Consider the following 18,044-nt stretch of genomic DNA (forward strand, 5'->3'; position numbering starts at 1 on the left):
TTGTCATGGGTCAAACCCGCACGTGTAGGTCGGGTAAGGCGAAGCCGCCACCCGACACAAACACGCCGCGAAAACTTAATCCAGCTTCAGTTCGTCATAATGGGTAATCAGTTTACCCACGATACCGTAGTCCAGCGCTTCCGCCGGCGACATCCAGAAGTTGCGGTCGGTGTCTTTTTTCACTTTTTCCAGCGGCTGGCCGGTAGCGTCGGCGATCAGCTTGTTTACGCGATCCAGCATGCGGATGATCTCGCGCGCTTCGATCTCAATATCCGTCGCCTGACCGCGCACGCCGCCCAGCGGCTGGTGGATCATAAAGCGGGTATTTGGCAGCGAGTAGCGGTGCTCTTTTTTCGCGGCCAGGAAGATGGTGATCCCGGCGCTCGCCACCCAGCCGGTGCCGATCACGTGCACTTCCGGGCGAATGAATTTGATGAAGTCGTGGATGGTGTCGCCCGCTTCCACGTGACCGCCCTGGCTGTTGATGTACAGCTTGATCGGATCGTTGCTGACGCTTTGCAGCAGGATCATCTGGGTGATCACTTTCTGCGCCAGCTCCTGGTTGATCTCACCGGAAATCACAATCGAACGAGACTCCAGCAGTTTTTGCTGCAGAGCGCCCGCGCCGTTTGACCCTTCCGCTTTTTCCTTGTCGCTTTCTTTCAGTGTGTAGTGCATTGTTATGTCCTCAGCATTTAGCGCTCAAAACCAGAGTGTAGCCTGTTTTACCGATCAAAGTCCTCACCGGCAAATTACGAGGGAGCCCATGCACATTGCCCATGTTGCACGCGTTTCGTTCTTTCACCGCCCCCGCCCGGATCGCTATACTTCATATGATTATCATATTGTTAAATGATAATTATATTTAATGTGTTAAGATGAAAGTCAGCATAAACAGTCCCTTACGTCACTCCTGGGGCTGTTTGCATCCTCGACATGTAAAACAGCACCGGGGCGGTGAATGGAACACATTGTGTATGTGGTTGATGACGATGACGCAGTCAGACAGTCCGTGATCGGGCTGCTGGAATCCGCAGACTTAAACGCCATCGGCTTTTCATCGGCAGAAGCGTTTCTTCAGCACCGCTTTGAAGAGCTCCCCTCGTGCGTGGTCCTCGATATGCAGATGCCCACCATCTCGGGTTTTGAGGTGGCAGATGCCCTCAAGGACAGCGGGCGCGAGATCCCGATTATTTTTCTCACCGGCCACGGCACCATTCCGATGTCGGTGCGCGCCATTAAAGGCGGCGCGTACGAATTTCTTACCAAACCCGTCGAATCCACCGCGCTTATCGACGCCATTGAGTCCGCGCTGCAGCTGGCGGAAAACAACGCCGAGCGCAATAAAGAGCACTACGCCCTGAAGCAGCGCCATCTCTCCCTCACTCCGCGCGAACACGAGGTGCTCACGCTGGCGATAAGCGGCATGCTGAACAAGCAGATTGCCGCCGAGCTGGGCGTCAGCGAGATCACGGTGAAAGTGCATCGCCGCCGCGTAATGGAGAAAATGCAGGTGCGCTCCGTGGCAGAGCTGGTCAGGGCCGTTGAGCGCCTGACCAAAAGCCAGCCTGCGGAGTAACGTTTACCCTTCCTGTACCGCCAGCGGCAGCGCAAAGGCAAACACCGTGCCGTACGGCTCCCGGCGGCGCGCGCTCAGCTTCCCGCAGTGGCGCTCAATGATGCTGGCGCTGATGGTCAGCCCCATCCCCATCCCCTGTGGCTTGGTGGAATAGAACGAGTCAAAAATCTGCTCCAGCCGCTCGGGCTCAATGCCGCTCCCGGTATCGGCGATCTCAACGATCGCTTTCCCGTCCGCGTTGCTGGTGCTGAGGGTGATGGTGCAGGCGCGATCCTTCACCTCGGCCATCGCCTCAACGGCGTTCATCACCAGGTTAAGCAGCACCTGCTGGATCTGCACGCTATCGCCGGTGATAAAGCTGTCCTGCGCCTTCAACAGGTAATCAACGCTAATGTGTCGCTGCTCCAGCTCGCTGCGGGAGAGCGCGATGATATGGTGGATCAGATAGTGGAGATCGATGCGCGAGAAGGTGGGATCCTGCTTGCGCGTCAGGGACTGGATGCTGCGAATGATCTCCCCCGCCCGCGCGCCTTCCGCGGCGATCTCTTCCAGCCCTTCCCGCACTTTATCCAGTCGGGCCGGCTCCCGGCTGAGCCAGCGCAGGCTCGCTCCGGCGTTAGAGACGATCGACATCAGCGGCTGGTTGATCTCATGGGCGATAGAGGAGGTCAGCTGCCCGACGGTGGTGGCGCGGGACACCCTCGCCAGATCAGCCTGCGCCACCCGCATGGCATCCTCCGCGGCGCGCTGGCTGGTGATATCGGTGATGATGCCGTAATACTCATTCACCTCGCTGCCCACGCCCACCGGATCGCCAATCCCGAGGATATAGCGCGTAGAACCGTCGGTACGCTTCACCCGAAACTCCGCGCGCATGGAGAGCCCTTCGCGCACGCTCTGCGTGACGATGGTGCTGATGCGGGCATAGTCGTCTTCATGGACGAAGGTCAAAAACTCCGCCATGGAGATCATCTTTTGCTGCTCGGGCAGGCCGAGGATGCGGGCGTACTCCTCCGAGACAAACATCAGATCCTGCTCCAGCTCCCAGCGCCAGCTGCCGGTGTGGCTGATCTGCTCGCCCAGCATCAGCGAGGTCTGGCTGGCGCGCAGCTCTTTTTCCACCCGACGGCGCTGGATGTTCTCCCCCAGCAGCTCGGCGTACAGCCGCGCCGTCTCCAGGGAGACCGCAGCCTGCGCCCCCAGCAGGCTCACCACGCGAGAATGCTCGGCGGTGAAGACTTCCGGCATCAGGCGGTTTTCCAGGTAGAGCACGCCCACCAGCCGCGCCTGCTTGAACATCGGGACGCACATGACGGCCGCTCCCGAGGTCACCAGATAGGGATCCTGACTGAAGGGGTGAAACTCCTCCGGCTTACCGGTGCGAATCTCCTGCCCGGTACGGATCACCGCCGCCAGCACCGACAGGGGCATGTCGGTCGCCGTCGGCACGTCCTTCAGGATCCGCACCCGCACGCCTTCGGTGCTGGTCCAGGCGCTGGCCTCGATCTCCGGGATCAGGTTATCGCTGATGCGAAGCAGCAGGCCGCGCTGCGCCCCGGCGCGTTCGAGGAGGATCGTCATCAGGTTTTCGATTAAGCGCTCGAGATTGATCTCTTCCGACAGCGCGCGGGAGGCTTTGATGACGCTCTGCAGATCGCGGATCGTCTCGTTCTGAGCGAACGCCACCGTGTCATAGGCGCTCGCCTGCCCGGAGGCCAGCAGATGCGGGAAATCCTGCTCCAGCTGGCGCACCTTGGCCTGCGCGCCCGCCCGGCCCCAGGCGGCAATTGCGCCACGGAAGTGTGCGTCCGAGGCGGTTGGATAGCCGCAGGCCAGCGCAAAGCGGCCCGCCAGCTCGTGGGCCAGGGCATTAATCGGATTAAACCCGCCCTCGCGGGAGAGCCGGACCGCCTTCTCATACTGCTCAAGCGCGATGCTGTTCATCCCGTCCAGACGCACGATTTCGGCGTAGATCAGCGCCTCTTTATCCGCGAACGTGCCGGGATTAATGCGCGCCCAGAGGGCGATTTTGTCGTAGTGGGCGTGAATGCTGCGACGGTGGTTCGCCGAGAAGGTCTCCGGCGTTAGCTGACGCGAAAGCGCCAGGGCGCTGTAAAGATGGTAATCCAGCAGATGGATGTGCCCCGGCGCAGACCACGCGTACCACCCCGCCATCTCGAGATCCGCCTGCGCGTCGGCATACTCGCCGCAGGTAAAGTGCGCCATGCCGCGGTAGAGCCAGTACCAGAACAGCATGGTGGAGGTCTGCTCCGGCGCCTGCTCCGGCGACGCGGGAAGCAGCGCCTCCGGCAGCACCTGCGATGCGGTCCACGTGCCGATAACCGGCGTGCGCAGGAACTCAACGTAGCCGCGCTGGACCATCAAGATGGTCTCCACGTCCTGGAAGTGGGTTTTACGCACGAACGCCAGGCCGCGATCGATGCTGGTCAGCACCCCGTCCAGGTGATCGCCCCGGGAGAGGAAGTTAATCACCTGGTGGCAGGCCGCAAAGCAGGCCATCGTCATATCCCCGTGGGTCACCGCCGAGGTAAAGCAGGCCTTCGCGCACTCGATGGTAAACGATAAAGGCTGGGTCCAGACGCTGAGCTGGTCAAGCGGCAGCAGGGTTTTGGCTTCGAACGCGTCGTAGCCGTGGCGATTCACCAGCTCGCGGGCCAGGGTGCCGTACAGGAAGCCGAGGCGATACTCGGCGTAGCGGTGGCCCATCAGCACGCCAAACCAGGCCATCGCCGTGGTGGAGGCGCCGGTAATACCGTGGTCGAGCGTCAGGTGCATCATGCGGCAAAGCAGTAAAAAGTGCAGGCGCGGACAGATGAAGCTGGCGCAAATGCTGGCGCTGTAGAGCAGGTTCATCACCGCTTCGGTTTCCGGGTTATCCATCCGCGAGAGCGGGGCAAACAGGGTTTGCGGCGCGTCGCCCGCGCGATTACAGAAGTGTTCCCAGGCCTCGTCGCAGTCGGCATCTTCCGGATAGCGGCCGATCTGAATACCAAATACCCCCAGCCAGCAGAGCGCCGCCTCCAGCGCCAGACGGCTATCCGACTGGCGAATGTACACTTCCACCAGCAGATTGGCCGCCAGCGCCTTTTCGGTCAGCCCGCCGGGGCAGCCGAGAATGGCGTCACACAGCTCGCGGGTGCGCTCCAGGTGCCCCAGCGCAAACTCGCAGCCCGCCTCTTCGATATCGAGCATAAAGTCTGACACCGTCCCGGCGTTGCCCAGCGCTCGGGCAGTCTGGATATAGCTCAGCGCCGAAAGGTAATCCCCCGAACGCTTCGCGCGTCGCGCGGCCAGCAGGCTCAGCTCGCGGAACATCTGGCGCTGCGGGGCAGGCTGGATGCTGTCCAGCGCGGCCGTGACGTGATGTACGGCGCGGAACAGCAGCTCGTTCCCCGCCGCCTGCCGCGCGGCGTCGGCCAGCAGGCTGGCGGTAGTCAGATTAAGATGGCTTTTCTCATGCCGATCCAGCAGCGCAAAGGCGGCCTCCTGCACCCGGTCGTGGGTGAAGGAGTACGCTTTCTCCGTCAGCACGATCAGCTGCGCCATGACCGCCGGATGCAGCGCGTAGCGCATTTCCGCCATCGATATACCGACAACGCGGCAGATCATCTCCATTTCGCCCGTGCCGCCGAGGCAGGCAAGGCTGCCCAGCAGGCGACGAGTCTCGTCGGGCAACTCTTCCAGCTTCTCCAGCACCAGGGTGACGACGTTTTCGGTGTAATGCCGGGCGCGAATCGCCTGCAGATCGTAGTGCCACTTGTCCTGATATTTGTTGTGCACCACCAGCCCGTCATCGACGATGCGGCGGAAAAATTCGTGTACAAAGAGCGGGTTGCCCCCGGTCTTTTCATGGATCAGCGTGGCGAGGTCGGTCGTCGCCGTGCTGCGGGTACGAAATACCGTCCCCAGCCAGCGGGAGACGGCTTTGACAGAGAGCGCCTGCGGGACAATTTCGCTCGCGTGCTGCGCCGCCTCCGGCAGGCTCGCCAGCTGCTGTTGCAGCGTGGGTTCGGACAGCGAACCAATGTCGCGATGAGCGACCACCACCAGCAGCGGGATCGCGCCGCAGTTCACCAGCAGATAGTTGAGCGTATGCAGGCTGGCGGCGTCGCTCCACTGGAGATCGTCGAGCACCAGCACCAGCGGGCAGCCCTGCGAGGCAAAGGTTTTCACCAGCGCCAGCACCATATGGCTGAAGCGCGCCCAGGCATCAATGGAAAACGTATCCGCCGGGAAGCGCGGTTTGCGCTCAAGCAGCAGGCCCAGTTCGGGCACGAGGCTCACGGCCAGCGCCTCGTGTCCTTCCAGGGCGCGAGAAAGACGGATTTTCCACTTCGCCACCTCGTCAGCCGGCAGGCCCAGCAGGTGCAGGGTCAGGGGGCGGAATGCAGAGCTTAATACGCCGTAGGGCAATGACGGTGAAAACTGATCCACTTTGCCCACCGCCAGCAGCACCGTACGCTGCTGGAGCGTTTTTAACGCCGTCGCAATGATGGAGGATTTGCCGATCCCCGACGGCCCGCCGATGGTCACCAGCTCCGGCACGCGGTTCTGCCCCACCCGCTCAAACGCGGCAATGACGTCATTCGCCTGCGGATGCGTCGCGAACAGCGAGTCCGCCAGAAGGATCGCCGGGGTGCGGTCCTGCTGGCCGGGGGTAAAGGCGACGATCTCGCCCTCACCGGTCAACGTCGCCTGGCAGCGGCGGAGGTCGGCAATCAGCCCGTCAACCGTCTGGTAGCGGTTATCGGGGTGCTTCTCCAGCAGCTTCAGGATGATGGTCGACAGCATTCCCGGCACGTCAGGGCGTATCGCATCCGGGGCCAGCGGCGCCGAGGCAATATGGTAGTGCGCCCAGTTGGTCCGATCGTCCTCCCCCAGTTCAAACGGCAGGCGTCCGGTCAGGAGTTCATACAGCACCACGCCGAGGCTGTAGAGATCGCTGCGGCCATCGACAGGGCGCTGGGTGCGGGAGGTGTGCTCCGGGGACATATACGCCGGCGTGCCGCCTGAAACGGCAAGCCGGGTCTGCGCGAAGGCGCCGGAGAGGCTGCATGAAAGGCCAAAGCTGCCCAGACGGCAGGTGGCATCGTGATGAACAAAAATATTGCCGGGCTTGATATCGCCGTGGATCAGGTTTTGCAGATGCATCTGGCGCAGAGGAACGCAGATCTGGATCGCCAGCTCGATAAAGCGCGCGATCCCCGAGATCGCCCTGCCCGCGCGCCGCGCCAGCAGCTCAAACGAAAACGGGGCGTACACCAGCGCGAAGCGTCCCCGGTACTGGGTGGACGCGACGGCGCGAATGGCCCAGCTATCCTGCAGCGCGTCACGCAGCGCAAACTCGTTTTTCAGCAGCCGGGTGGCCCGCTCTTCCTCTTCATCACTGACCGCGGTGGCGATAATGAACGAGCCGCCGGAATGAGGATGTCGCGCGTGCATCCAGGCGATTCCGCCCTCCTGCGCCAGCACGGTAAAAATCACATCCTCTTTAAGGACAAAAACCCGCCCCTGGTGAAGATTTCCCTGGGCGGGCCAGAATGCAGGCTGCTCGTGTTCGTTCATCCGCGATCCTTATTGTCGGCGGGCCAGCTCCCGCTGAATATGATCCAGCAGAATATCGATGTTAATCGGCTTACGCAAAAAAGCAGCGGCGCCCAGACCGAGAGCGTACCGCTGCATATTTTCATCAGCATGACCGGAGATAAAAAGCACGGGCGGAGGCGGTACGGCCAGCAGCCGCAGCTTGTCAAACAGCTCAAGGCCGCTCATGCCCCGGAGCTTGATATCGGTGATCACCAGCGCCGCGCCGGACAGGGCAAGCGGATGGCTCAGAAATACCTCTGCCGAATCAAACGTGTCGGTTGAATAGCCTTCCGACTCCAGGAGATTACTCAACCCGCTGCGGACGGAACGTTCGTCATCAATGATGGCAATGCGCCACGGCAGCGTCATGCTGTTTTTCCTCTAACCAGTCATTTAACGTCGCGAGGGTCCTTCGCAGGCGCAGGGGGCGCCGTGCCGCTGATTTTCGGTACGCATTCGTGACGAAACCAGGCGAGGGTGAGCGGTTCGCGACTCAGTAAACGTCGTCCCACCGGGATAAGCTGTTCGCCCACCAGCATGCCGAACAGGCCAAGCAGGGCGACAACCGGCGGTGCCGGGGAATGGACGTCGAGCAGAGCGTAAATTACCCCAGCAACCACGCCGCACACCAGCGAAATTATCCATGCTTTCATGATGACGCTCCCGTCTGCGATGCCGCCTGCGGAACGGTCACCTGAGGAGGAGGCGCAGCGTCGCGGGATAACAGATGCCGCGTCGCCTGTTCGCCCGCCAGCATCCCCAGCAGGCCAATCAGCGCCAGCGCGGGCGGCGCGGGAGAGCGCACCTTCAGCACGGCATACATCAGGCCAATCAGCACGCCTGCGGCAAGGGATATCAGCCCAGTACTCATTGTGAACTCCAGAGAAAGAGGCAGCGGCGAGCCGGATGAGGGACCAGCCCGCCAGCGGAACTTAGCGAGCCGGGACCGGCGCTAAGGTGCGGTGCTCGCTCTTCTGGCGAGACGGCGCTTTGTGCACCATGGTGTAGGCGTAATCCACGCCCATGCCGTACGCGCCGGAATGCTCGCGCACGATGTCCATCACCGCGGTGTAGGTCTCTTTACGCGCCCAGTCGCGCTGCCACTCCAGCATCACCTGCTGCCAGGTCACCGGGATCACGCCCGCCTGGATCATGCGCTGCATCGCGTAGTCGTGGGCTTCTTTGGAGGTGCCGCCGGACGCGTCCGCCACCATATAAATTTCGTAGTCGCCTTCCAGCATCGCGCACAGGGCAAAGCTGTTGTTGCACACTTCGGTCCACAGACCGGCCACCACGACCTTCTTCTTGCCGTTGGCCTTCAGCGCGTCGCGCACCTTCTGGTCGTCCCAGGAGTTCATGGAGGTACGCTCCAGAATGTCCTGACCCGGGAACACGTCCAGCAGTTCCGGATAGGTATTGCCGGAGAAGCTTTCGGTCTCTACGGTGGTGATGATGGTCGGGATGTTGAACACCTTAGCCGCTTTCGCCAGCGCCACGGTGTTGTTTTTCAGCACCTGGCGGTCAATCGACTGCACGCCAAACGCCATCTGAGGCTGGTGATCGATAAAGATGATCTGACAGTTCGCAGGGGTTAACACTTCGAGCTTTGAAGAGGTCATAGCATTTTCCAGTGGTTAAGGGTAGAAATCGCCGCGAGTGCCACGGCGATAAAGTCACCCTCATCCTGCGGTTTTCCTTCTCCGCGCGTAATTATCTCTTCGTATAGTTAACCTTAGGTATAGTTATACTTTGGTATACCTATCCTATTGTATAACTGGATCTTTGCCGAAACCGGTTCCCATAATCCTGACCATTCCCCTCTCAGTCAGGAGCAGTTTATGGTTACCCCAGGTAAAGCCGATCTCATTCTGGTTAACGGCCAGTTTCACACCGTCGATCGCGAGAATCCTGTCGCGGAAGCCGTTGCCGTGCGCGACGGAAAATTTCTGGAAGTGGGTACCGTCGCCGAGGTGATGCAACACCACGGCGACGGCACCAAAGTGGTGGATTTGAAAGGCCACACTGCCATCCCCGGCCTCAACGACTCGCACCTGCATCTGATCCGCGGCGGGCTGAACTACAACCTCGAGCTGCGCTGGGAAGGCGTGCCGTCCCTGGACGACGCCCTGCGGATGCTGAAAGAGCAGGCGCTGCGTACCCCGTCGCCCCAGTGGGTGCGCGTGGTCGGCGGCTGGACCGAGTTCCAGTTTGCCGAGCGCCGCATGCCGACTCTCGACGAAATTAACGACGCCGCGCCGGATACCCCGGTCTTCATCCTGCACCTGTACGACCGCGCCCTGCTCAACCGCGCCGCACTGAAGGTGGTCGGCTACACCAAAGATACGCCAAACCCGCCGGGCGGCGAGATCCAGCGCGACGCCAACGGCAACCCGACCGGAATGCTGATTGCCCGTCCGAACGCCATGATCCTCTACGCCACGCTGGCGAAAGGGCCGAAGCTGCCGCTGGAGCAGCAGGTTAACTCCACCCGCCAGTTCATGCGCGAGCTCAACCGTCTGGGGCTGACCAGCGCCATCGACGCGGGCGGCGGCTTCCAGAACTACCCGGAAGATTACGAGGTGATCGCCGAGCTGCACGCGAAAAAGCAGATGACCATCCGCATCGCCTACAACCTGTTTACCCAGCGTCCGGGCCACGAGCTGGAAGACTTTGAAAAATGGACCGACATGCTCACGCCGGGCCAGGGCAGCGACTTCTTCCGCCACAACGGCGCGGGCGAAATGCTGGTCTTCTCCGCCGCCGATTTTGAAGACTTCCTCGAGCCGCGCCCGGATCTCGCGCCGGGCATGGAGGACGAGCTGGAGCGCGTGGTGCGCCATCTGGTGGAGCACCGCTGGCCGTTCCGCCTGCACGCCACCTATAACGAATCCATCAGCCGCATGCTGGACGTCTTCGAGAAGGTGAACCGCGACATTCCGTTCAACGGCCTGCACTGGTTCTTCGACCATGCGGAAACCGTCACCCAGGCCAACATCGACCGCATTAAAGAACTCGGCGGCGGCATTGCCGTCCAGCACCGCATGGCCTTCCAGGGCGAGTACTTTGCCGAGCGCTACGGCATCGAAGCCACCCGCCACACGCCGCCGGTGGCGAAAATGCTCGAGACCGGCGTACCGGTGGGCTTAGGGACGGACGCCACCCGCGTGGCAAGCTACAACCCGTGGACCGCGCTCTACTGGCTGGTCTCCGGCCGCACCGTCGGCGGGATGCAGATGTACGACCACAGCGCCCGTCTGGACCGCGATACGGCCCTGATGCTCTGGACCCAGGGCAGCGCGTGGTTCTCCAGCGAGCAGAACCAGAAGGGGCAGATCAAGGTCGGCCAGCTCGCCGACCTGGCAGTGCTGAGCAAAGACTACTTCCGCGTGCCGGAAGAGGAGATCAAGGGCATCGAGTCCGTTCTCACGGTGGTCAACGGCGATATCGTCTACGCCGCGGGCAGCTTTGGCCCGCTCGCGCCGCCGGCCATCCCGGTCCTGCCCGAGTGGTCACCGGTGGTCAAGGTGCCTGGCCACTACCGCAGCGCGCCGCCGCAGGCCGCACGCGTGGGTATGAGTGTGGCTCACCACTGCAGCGGCCCGTGCGGGGTTCACAGCCACCAGCACGATTTCGCCCGCACGTCAGCGATGCCGGTGTCCGACGATAACGCTTTCTGGGGGGCGCTGGGCTGCAGCTGCTTTGCATTCTGATGAAAAACACCACTATGCCGCCCCGGATCGACCTGGGGCTGTTCTTCCTGCGCCTGACCGGCAGCCTGCTGCTGCTCTACGTGCACGGCCTGCCGAAGGTGCTGCACTTCAGCGAAGAGCTGACGCGCATTGAAGATCCGTTCGGCTTCGGGCCTTACGCGAGCCTGATCCCGGCGATTGTCGCCGAGGTGATCTGCCCGCTGTTGATCATTGCGGGCGTCTACACCCGCCTGGCGTGCCTGCCGATTATCGCCGTGCTGCTGGTGGCGATGCTGGCGGTCCACCCGAACTGGTCGATTGCCGAAGGGCAGTTTGGCTGGCTGCTGATGATTATCTTCACCACTCTCGCCCTCACCGGGCCGGGCCAGTGGCGGCTGCAGCGTAGGGCAACGGAGAGGTTTGCATGACCCAGGTTAACGACGTTCGCGACGCACACGTCGAGACGACGCCCGCACCGACGGTTTCACCCTGGCAGCCGCTGAGCCAGCCGGTGTTCCGAATGCTGTGGATCGCCACGGTGGTCTCTAACGTCGGCTCATGGATGAGCGACGTCGGCATCAACTGGAGCATGCTGACCCTGAGCGCCGACCCGCTGGATATCGCGCTGGTGCAGGCGGCCAGCAGCCTGCCAATGTTCCTCTTCGCCCTGCCGTCCGGGGTGATGGCGGACATCGTTGACCGGCGTAAATACCTGCTCTTCTCCCAGCTGTGGGTGTTCATCGCCGCCGCCGGGCTGACGGCGCTCTCCTTCACCGGACACGTCACCCCCACCGTGCTGCTGGTGGCGACGTTTCTGCTGAGCGTAGGGGCGGCGATGAGCTCGCCGCCGTTCCAGGCCGTGGTGCCCGATCTGGTGAGCAAGCCGGAGCTGGGCGCCGCCGTGGCGCTGAACTCGCTGGGGGTGAACATCAGCCGGGCGATTGGCCCCGCGCTGGGTGGTTTCCTGCTGTCGCTCGCTGGGCCGTGGATGGTGTTTGCCCTGAACGCGCTGTCCGTGGTGGGCGTGGCGTGGGTGCTGTGGCGCTGGCGCCCGGCCCCGTCCATTCAGCGTCTGCCGCCGGAGCACTTCTTCTCTGCGGTGCGCACAGGCATCCGCTACGTGCACGCCGCCCCGGTGCTGCGCAACGTGCTGGTGCGTACGGTGGCCTTCTTCGTTTTCGGCAGCGCGGGCTGGGCGCTGCTGCCGCTGGTGGCGCGCCGCGAGCTGGGCCTGGGCCCGGCGGGCTACGGCGTGATGCTGGCGTGCATTGGCCTGGGGGCGATTGCCGGGGCCATCCTGCTGCCGCGCCTGCGCCAGCGGCTGAACGCCGACCGCCTGATGGTGGCCGCGAGCCTGGTCTTTGCCCTCACCATGCTGGCGCTGGCGTTTGTGCGCCACGTCTGGCTGCTCAACCTGTTTGAGTTCTTCACCGGCTTCGCGTGGATTGCGGTGCTCTCGACGCTGAACCTCGGCGCGCAGCGCAGCGCCGCCCGCTGGGTGAAGGCCCGCGCGCTGGCGGTCTACCTGACGGTATTCTTCGGCTCGATGACCACGGGCAGCGCCATCTGGGGGCAGATAGCCTCCCGGTTTGGCACCCCGACCGCGCTGGTTGTCGCCACGCTGGGGATGGTGCTGGCAAGCGCCACCGTGTTCCGCTGGAAGCTGGAGAAAGACCCGGAATTGAACCTCGACCTGAGCGGCCAGCCGCTGGACGGCGTGGAGATCGACCTGCCGAACGAGCGCGGTCCGGTGCTGGTCTCGCACGAGTACATCATCGACCCGCACAACGCGAAGGCCTTCCTGGAGGCGGTACACGAGCTGCGCCGGGTGCGACGCCGCGCCGGGGCGATGAGCTGGGCGGTATACGAAGATATCGAGCGCCCCGGCCTGTTTATCGAGACCTTCCTGATGGGCTCGTGGATTGAGCATCTGCGCCAGCAGGAGCGCCACACCATGAATGACCTCCTGCTGCAGAGCCGCGTTCTGGCTTTTCATCAGGGCACAACATCACCGGCAATTCGTTATCTGGTCGCGCCGGTATAACCATAACCATCACCTGCACAGGAACACACTATGGCAACGTTTAAGGCAAAAGACGGCACGCAGATTTACTACAAAGAAGGCGGCGCGGGCAAACCGGTTCTCTTCAGCCACGGCTGGCCGCTGGACGGCGACATGTGGGACAGCCAGCTGAACTACCTGGCCGAGCGCGGCTTCCGCGCCATCGCCTTTGACCGCCGCGGCTTTGGCCGCTCGGATCAGCCGTGGAACGGTTACGACTACGACACCTTTGCGTCCGACATTAACGACCTGATCACCACCCTGGACCTCCAGGACGTGACGCTGGTGGGCTTCTCCATGGGCGGCGGCGACGTGACCCGCTACATCAACAACTACGGCAGCGCGCGTGTGGCCGGTCTGGCGCTGCTGGGCGCGGTCACGCCGATCTTCGGCAAATCCGACACCTTCCCGCAGGGTGTGGATCAGAGCGTGTTCGACGGCATTCGCGACGGACTGCGTAAAGATCGCGCCCAGTTCATCAGCGACTTCGCCACCCCGTTCTACGGCACCAACGCCGGACAGACCGTTTCCGCCGGTGCCCTGACGCAGACGCTGAACATCGCCCTGCTGGCCTCCCTGAAGGGTACCATCGACTGCGTGACCGCCTTCGGCGAAACCGACTTCCGCCCGGATATGGCGAAAATCGATGTGCCGACGCTGGTGATCCACGGCAGCAACGACCAGATCGTGCCGTTTGAAAGCACCGGCAAGCTGGCGGCAGAGATGATCAAAAACGCCACGCTGAAGGTGTACGACAACGCGCCGCACGGCTTCGCGCTGACCCACCAGGACCAGCTTAACGAAGATCTGCTGGCGTTTGTGAAGTCGCTGTAAGTCTTAAAAAGCGAAGCCTGATGGCGCTTCGCTTATCAGGCCTACAAGGGCTGGTCCTGTAGGCCGGGTAAGGCGCAGCCGCCACCCGGCGCTTTCGCAGACGCGTTCCGCTCCGCCAGCAGCCGACAAATCTCCGCATGCTTCTCCTCGGTAAAGGTAAAGCGCGACATAAAGCCCATGCGGATCAGCGAGCCTATCGCCGGCAGCAGGCAAATCCCGAAGAACAGCCCCGACAGCACGCTCTCGCTCTGAATTTGCGCCTGCGGCACGTAGCCGATCATCGTCAGGAACACCCCGATTAACCCGCCGCCTACCGCCACCGACATCTTGCCGGTAAAGGTCTGCCCGGAGAAGGTGATCGCCGCGCATCGCTTGTGGGTGTGGTACTCCGCGTACTCGATGGTGTCGGCAATCATCGACGAGGTGAGGATGTTGGTCATCATCACGAACAGCGTGCTCAGGCCGAGCAGAATAAACAGCATCGTCACATGCTGATAGCCAACAAACCACATCACCACGCGCACCGCCACGTCCAGCCCGCAGAGGATCATAAACAGCTTCCGCTTCTGCATCCGGCGCGTCAGCATCGGGGCGACCAGGCATAGCACCGCCGCGACAATCCCCATCACGCCAATCGCCATCTGCAGGCTGCCGTCGCCCAGGTTGTTGATAAAGAAGTAGATATAGAGACCGCCCGCCACGTTGTGAAACACGCAGAAGAAGAACGACAGCAGGACGATAAACAGCGGCTTGTTCTGGCGCAGGTTGTGGAAGGTGTCGCGGATGGTCACCTTTTCCGGGCTCGGCGGCACGCGCTCTTTGATCTGCATGAAACCGTTAAGCATCAACGGCAGGCCCACCAGCATCATCACCAGCGCCGCCATAAAGTAGCCTTTGTCATTGCTGTACTGGGCGAAGTAGGCCGCCAGCTTCGGGAAGAAGATGTTGGCGCAGGCAATCCCGGCGTTCACCCCGAGCATCGCCGCCGTCACCGCGCGGGTGCGCTGCCCGGAGTCGTTGGTCATCACCGACGACATCGACCAGAACGGGATATCGGAGATGGCGTACAGCGTCCCCCACAGGATGTAGGTCACCCCGGCGTAGAGGATTTTGGTGGTCATGTCCGCTTCGATTTTATAGAACGATAGCAGCGTGACGCCGGTGATCAGCAGCGGGGCGATCAGCAAAAAGTGGCGAAACTTGCCGAACCGGCTGTTAATGGTGTCCATAATGCTGGCAAACAGCGGATCGTGAACCGCGTCCCACGCGCGGGCAATCAGGAAGATGGTGCTCGCCGCCAGTGCCGAGATCCCCAGCACGTCGGTGTAAAAATAGTTAATAAACGAACCCACTAAACCAAAGCTAAAACACTGACCTAAACCATAACCAAAATAAGACCACAGCTCGCGAGACGGGATTTTCATTGTCATTGCCATTGTTATATGCCTGCCTGGTTGCCCGGCGGTGGACCGCCGGGTCGATATTATTAGCCTTGTGCCTTCGGGGCGATCTTGCGCAGCTGCTGCATCAGGGCGATTTCACGGCGCGAGAACGGAATGCCGTTCTCCTCGAACACGTCGTGGAACCAGAGGCGGCAGTAGTCCGTGGACTCTTTCATCACCACCGGCCACGGCAGCCACGTCTGGGTTTTGCCGCGCACCAGCCCCCACTGATACGGCGCGACCTTCGCCGCGTACATTAGCGGAAGCTGCTCTTCGATGGTGCTGCCCACGTGGCGCGCCAGCCATTCGGTGCAGAACAGTGGGCGACCAAGCTTTTGCAGATGCTGGATAATCGCCGTCATGCGCCCGGTGTGGGTGTAGGCGTGGAAGCTCACCACGTCCGAGAGCGCCAGCGCGGTCTGGTCCAGCGGATGCTGGAAGAACGTCTCGCCCTCCTCTTCCGGCGGCAGGCGCCACGCGCAGACGGTGAGCGGCTGGGTCGGGTCTTCTTCACGCACCCACTGGAACGCCAGCTTCATCAACTCGTGGGCGCAGGTCTCCAGCTTCGCGTCGTACTGCACCTCCTGCGTGCCCGTCGCGAAAATGCCGCGGTTGCCCGGCTCGTTGTAGAGATCCCACAGCAGCACGCGCCTGTCGTCGCGGAACTGGCGGACAACGTCGCGGATATAGCGCTCAATGTCTGCCCAGCAGTCCGGATCGCACACCTTGTCGCGCCCCGGACTCGCCGCCGCCTGGCTGTTGTGCTTGCCCGGCACCGGCGGCTTTTGCGGGCCGAGGTACGGCTCGTCGCCGGAGAAGCCGCAGTCGTCCATCAGGGTCAGCATGGTGCTGAAGCCGCGACCGTCGGCAATCGTCAAAAAGCGGTCGATGCGCGCCATCAGCCCGTCGCGGTCGTGCTCCCAGACGATAAACGGCAGGTTGATGCGCAGGGTGTTGTAGCCCGCCTCCGCCGCCCAGCCCAGCTCGCGGTCAATCGTCCCGGCGTCGAAGGTCTCCGCCTGCCAGATATCGGTCCAGTTCACCGCCGTCGACGGCAGATAGTTAAACCCGCACAGCCAGCCCTTCTGCTGATACCACGCCTGTGCCTGCTCCCTGCTCCACTGCTCTTTCATTACGCGTCCTCTTACTGATAATATTTAGCTAATAAATATTAGTTGCGGGATAAATGCGCAATTTCTCGCACGAAGAAAAGCGATGCCCCTCACAAAGTTCACGCTTCGATGAATGAGAAACGTGATCGACGGCGCTAAAGCGTGCGGTTAGGGTATGATGCGAATTCGCGAAAGGGAGAGGACGGATGAAGCGAAAAACGAAAGTGACGATGAACGATATTGCGCGGGCGGCGGGCGTGTCGCAGGCGACGGTATCGCTGGTGCTTAACCAGTCCCGCAACATCAAGCTCAGCGACGACACCCGCCAGCGGGTGATTGGCGTCGCCACCGAGCTAGGCTACGACCGCCTCCCCGCCGTTCACGCCCCGCGCAACCAGGAAGAGATCGCCCTGCTGGTCAGCTCCATGCAGAGCTTCGACCCGTTTATCGACGCCATCAGCCAGGCGCGGGAAGCCGCGTGGCGCAACGAGACCCTGCTCACCGTCTACGACTACGGCGACGACATTGAGCTGGCGCTGAACATCATCCGCCAGCTGGAGAAGCGCAACTGCATCGGGATTATTCTCGCGTCTCCGGTCACCACGCTGGTGGACATGACGGCCTTCCAGGACTGCACCCGCATCCCGCTGGTGCTGCTCAACCAGCGCGATCCCGGCTCGCCGCTGCTGCCGTCGTTTATTCCGGACGACTATGCCAACGCCTTCCAGGTGACTAAACACCTCATCGCCTGCGGGGCGACGCGCATCGCCCACATCACCGGCGAGAGCTGGATGGAGGCCTCGCGCCAGCGTCTGGCGGGCTACCAGGCCGCGCTGCAGCAGGCCGGACTGGCGTGCGACGACGACCTGGTGCGCCAGACCAACTGGCAGTTCAGCGAGTCCTTTACCGCCACCACCTCCCTGCTGGAACTGGCCGAGCGCCCGGACGCCATCTTCTGCGCCAGCGACTGGCTGGCGATTGGCTGCTATCAGGCGCTGGCGGTGAACGGCGTGCGCATCCCGCAGGACATGCTGCTGGCGGGCTACGACGACCAGAAGATCTCCGAACAGCTCACCCCGCCGCTGACCAGTATCCAGCTGCCCTACAGCGAGCTGGGACGGCTGGCGGTGGAGTACCTGTGCAATCAGGAAGATGCCGCCACGCACGTGACGCTGGCAGGCAGGCTGAAGGTGCGCGCCTCAAGCCTCGTCTGAGGTAAACACCATGCCTGCATAGGGCTTCTCGCGACACGCCGCCAGCCGCGCGGCGAGGCTGCCCACGTGCAGCTCCAGCTTGTGGCCGTCCGGGTCGAGAAAATAGAACGACGCCCCCTCGCTTTTGTTCTGCTTCCAGACGGTAACGCCCGCCTGCTCTAGCTTTTGCGAGAACGGTGCGAAATCCGCCTCCGCCACGGTAAACGCGTAGTGGGTGTAGTCGCTCTCCTGCGGCGGCACGAACCGGCGCGCCTCGTCGTACGACAGGCAGACCCACAGATCGCCGCAGGTGAGATAGGCCCCGGTATTCCAGCGGGCGTGCAAGGTCAGCCCCAGCAGCTCGTGCCAGAAGGAGATGCTTTTTTGCAGGTCGCTGACCGCGAGGGTCAGGTGGTTGAGAGATTGCAGCATGACGTGCCCTTTTGTTTTTCGCGCCGGACGTGGTACGGTAAAAGCATGAACATAAACCACGCCGTGCTCACCGTAAACCGCTGGTGGCTGCCTT

Annotated in this window: 15 protein-coding genes; 6 read left to right on the forward strand and 9 right to left on the reverse strand. The window is 62.3% G+C overall.

Features of this window, described 5'->3' with window-relative positions; translation table 11 throughout:
* Positions 1–75: 75 nt before the first annotated feature.
* Entirely contained in the window at positions 76–678 is a 603-nt protein-coding gene (locus OTG14_RS14640; RefSeq protein WP_024909504.1) for an ATP-dependent Clp protease proteolytic subunit, read from the reverse strand.
* 283 nt (positions 679–961) lie between these two features.
* On the opposite strand from OTG14_RS14640, the gene OTG14_RS14645 reads away from it, so the two are divergent.
* Positions 962–1,579: a response regulator transcription factor gene (locus OTG14_RS14645; protein WP_048028672.1), complete on the forward strand. Its 618-nt coding sequence runs from the start codon at positions 962–964 to the stop codon at positions 1,577–1,579.
* A gap of 3 nt (positions 1,580–1,582) precedes the next feature.
* Here the strand turns inward: OTG14_RS14645 and OTG14_RS14650 are convergent, their stop codons facing one another.
* The 5 genes from OTG14_RS14650 to OTG14_RS14670 all read right to left on the reverse strand — a co-directional run bounded on the left by OTG14_RS14650 (position 1,583) and on the right by OTG14_RS14670 (position 8,805).
* A complete protein-coding gene (locus OTG14_RS14650; protein ID WP_267215296.1) occupies positions 1,583–7,165 on the reverse strand; it encodes a trifunctional serine/threonine-protein kinase/ATP-binding protein/sensor histidine kinase in 5,583 nt (1,860 codons plus the stop codon).
* Between the two features lie 9 nt (positions 7,166–7,174).
* Positions 7,175–7,555 carry a response regulator transcription factor gene (locus OTG14_RS14655; RefSeq protein ID WP_008501346.1) on the reverse strand — a complete coding sequence of 127 codons (381 nt, stop codon included), beginning with the start codon at positions 7,553–7,555 and terminating at the stop codon, positions 7,175–7,177.
* 20 nt (positions 7,556–7,575) lie between these two features.
* Positions 7,576–7,839 carry a XapX domain-containing protein gene (locus OTG14_RS14660; RefSeq protein WP_024909507.1) on the reverse strand — a complete coding sequence of 88 codons (264 nt, stop codon included), beginning with the start codon at positions 7,837–7,839 and terminating at the stop codon, positions 7,576–7,578.
* Positions 7,836–8,057, reverse strand: a complete 222-nt coding sequence (locus OTG14_RS14665) for a DUF1427 family protein (protein ID WP_219366719.1) — start codon at positions 8,055–8,057, stop codon at positions 7,836–7,838. The genes OTG14_RS14660 and OTG14_RS14665 overlap by 4 nt, the downstream gene beginning before the upstream one ends.
* A gap of 61 nt (positions 8,058–8,118) precedes the next feature.
* The gene (locus OTG14_RS14670; protein ID WP_008501349.1) at positions 8,119–8,805 is read right to left on the reverse strand and encodes a hydrolase; all 687 of its coding nucleotides are present in this window, start codon (positions 8,803–8,805) and stop codon (positions 8,119–8,121) included.
* A gap of 219 nt (positions 8,806–9,024) precedes the next feature.
* On the opposite strand from OTG14_RS14670, the gene OTG14_RS14675 reads away from it, so the two are divergent.
* From OTG14_RS14675 to OTG14_RS14690, 4 genes are read left to right on the forward strand one after another with little or no spacing between them, the layout of a single operon-like run.
* Positions 9,025–10,896, forward strand: a complete 1,872-nt coding sequence (locus tag OTG14_RS14675) for an amidohydrolase (protein ID WP_267215297.1) — start codon at positions 9,025–9,027, stop codon at positions 10,894–10,896.
* A complete protein-coding gene (locus OTG14_RS14680) occupies positions 10,896–11,303 on the forward strand; it encodes a DoxX family protein (RefSeq protein WP_248272796.1) in 408 nt (135 codons plus the stop codon). Before OTG14_RS14675 ends, OTG14_RS14680 begins: the two co-directional genes overlap by 1 nt.
* Positions 11,300–12,919, forward strand: coding sequence for an MFS transporter (locus OTG14_RS14685; protein WP_024909511.1), 1,620 nt, complete (start codon positions 11,300–11,302; stop codon positions 12,917–12,919). Before OTG14_RS14680 ends, OTG14_RS14685 begins: the two co-directional genes overlap by 4 nt.
* Positions 12,920–12,949: 30 nt before the next feature.
* Positions 12,950–13,771, forward strand: coding sequence for an alpha/beta fold hydrolase (locus tag OTG14_RS14690; protein WP_039265314.1), 822 nt, complete (start codon positions 12,950–12,952; stop codon positions 13,769–13,771).
* A gap of 41 nt (positions 13,772–13,812) precedes the next feature.
* Here the strand turns inward: OTG14_RS14690 and OTG14_RS14695 are convergent, their stop codons facing one another.
* Both OTG14_RS14695 and OTG14_RS14700 read right to left on the reverse strand, forming a co-directional pair.
* The gene (locus tag OTG14_RS14695) at positions 13,813–15,207 is read right to left on the reverse strand and encodes an MFS transporter (RefSeq protein ID WP_267215298.1); all 1,395 of its coding nucleotides are present in this window, start codon (positions 15,205–15,207) and stop codon (positions 13,813–13,815) included.
* A gap of 50 nt (positions 15,208–15,257) precedes the next feature.
* Positions 15,258–16,346: a cellulase family glycosylhydrolase gene (locus OTG14_RS14700; RefSeq protein WP_267215299.1), complete on the reverse strand. Its 1,089-nt coding sequence runs from the start codon at positions 16,344–16,346 to the stop codon at positions 15,258–15,260.
* 185 nt (positions 16,347–16,531) lie between these two features.
* Between OTG14_RS14700 and OTG14_RS14705 the strand changes: the two genes are divergently transcribed.
* Positions 16,532–17,539: a LacI family DNA-binding transcriptional regulator gene (locus OTG14_RS14705; protein WP_214580047.1), complete on the forward strand. Its 1,008-nt coding sequence runs from the start codon at positions 16,532–16,534 to the stop codon at positions 17,537–17,539.
* Here the strand turns inward: OTG14_RS14705 and fosA are convergent.
* Positions 17,525–17,950: a FosA/FosA2 family fosfomycin resistance glutathione transferase gene (gene fosA, locus OTG14_RS14710; RefSeq protein WP_061716035.1), complete on the reverse strand. Its 426-nt coding sequence runs from the start codon at positions 17,948–17,950 to the stop codon at positions 17,525–17,527. The two genes, OTG14_RS14705 and fosA, sit on opposite strands and share 15 nt — an antisense overlap.
* Between the last annotated feature and the right edge of the window lie 94 nt (positions 17,951–18,044).

Origin of the sequence: Enterobacter pseudoroggenkampii (genome assembly GCF_026420145.1) — a bacterium.
Lineage (GTDB): Bacteria > Pseudomonadota > Gammaproteobacteria > Enterobacterales > Enterobacteriaceae > Enterobacter > Enterobacter pseudoroggenkampii.

What these genes read in the sequence shown, in the direction of transcription:
- OTG14_RS14640 (WP_024909504.1), bottom strand. Translation starts at nt 678, where the DNA reads ATGCACTACACACTGAAAGAAAGCGACAAGGAAAAAGCGGAAGGGTCA.
- OTG14_RS14690 (WP_039265314.1), top strand. Translation starts at nt 12,950, where the DNA reads ATGGCAACGTTTAAGGCAAAAGACGGCACGCAGATTTACTACAAAGAA.
- OTG14_RS14650 (WP_267215296.1), bottom strand. Translation starts at nt 7,165, where the DNA reads ATGAACGAACACGAGCAGCCTGCATTCTGGCCCGCCCAGGGAAATCTT.
- OTG14_RS14645 (WP_048028672.1), top strand. Translation starts at nt 962, where the DNA reads ATGGAACACATTGTGTATGTGGTTGATGACGATGACGCAGTCAGACAG.
- OTG14_RS14705 (WP_214580047.1), top strand. Translation starts at nt 16,532, where the DNA reads ATGAAGCGAAAAACGAAAGTGACGATGAACGATATTGCGCGGGCGGCG.
- OTG14_RS14695 (WP_267215298.1), bottom strand. Translation starts at nt 15,207, where the DNA reads ATGGCAATGACAATGAAAATCCCGTCTCGCGAGCTGTGGTCTTATTTT.
- OTG14_RS14685 (WP_024909511.1), top strand. Translation starts at nt 11,300, where the DNA reads ATGACCCAGGTTAACGACGTTCGCGACGCACACGTCGAGACGACGCCC.
- fosA (WP_061716035.1), bottom strand. Translation starts at nt 17,950, where the DNA reads ATGCTGCAATCTCTCAACCACCTGACCCTCGCGGTCAGCGACCTGCAA.
- OTG14_RS14655 (WP_008501346.1), bottom strand. Translation starts at nt 7,555, where the DNA reads ATGACGCTGCCGTGGCGCATTGCCATCATTGATGACGAACGTTCCGTC.
- OTG14_RS14660 (WP_024909507.1), bottom strand. Translation starts at nt 7,839, where the DNA reads ATGAAAGCATGGATAATTTCGCTGGTGTGCGGCGTGGTTGCTGGGGTA.
- OTG14_RS14700 (WP_267215299.1), bottom strand. Translation starts at nt 16,346, where the DNA reads ATGAAAGAGCAGTGGAGCAGGGAGCAGGCACAGGCGTGGTATCAGCAG.
- OTG14_RS14665 (WP_219366719.1), bottom strand. Translation starts at nt 8,057, where the DNA reads ATGAGTACTGGGCTGATATCCCTTGCCGCAGGCGTGCTGATTGGCCTG.
- OTG14_RS14680 (WP_248272796.1), top strand. Translation starts at nt 10,896, where the DNA reads ATGAAAAACACCACTATGCCGCCCCGGATCGACCTGGGGCTGTTCTTC.
- OTG14_RS14670 (WP_008501349.1), bottom strand. Translation starts at nt 8,805, where the DNA reads ATGACCTCTTCAAAGCTCGAAGTGTTAACCCCTGCGAACTGTCAGATC.
- OTG14_RS14675 (WP_267215297.1), top strand. Translation starts at nt 9,025, where the DNA reads ATGGTTACCCCAGGTAAAGCCGATCTCATTCTGGTTAACGGCCAGTTT.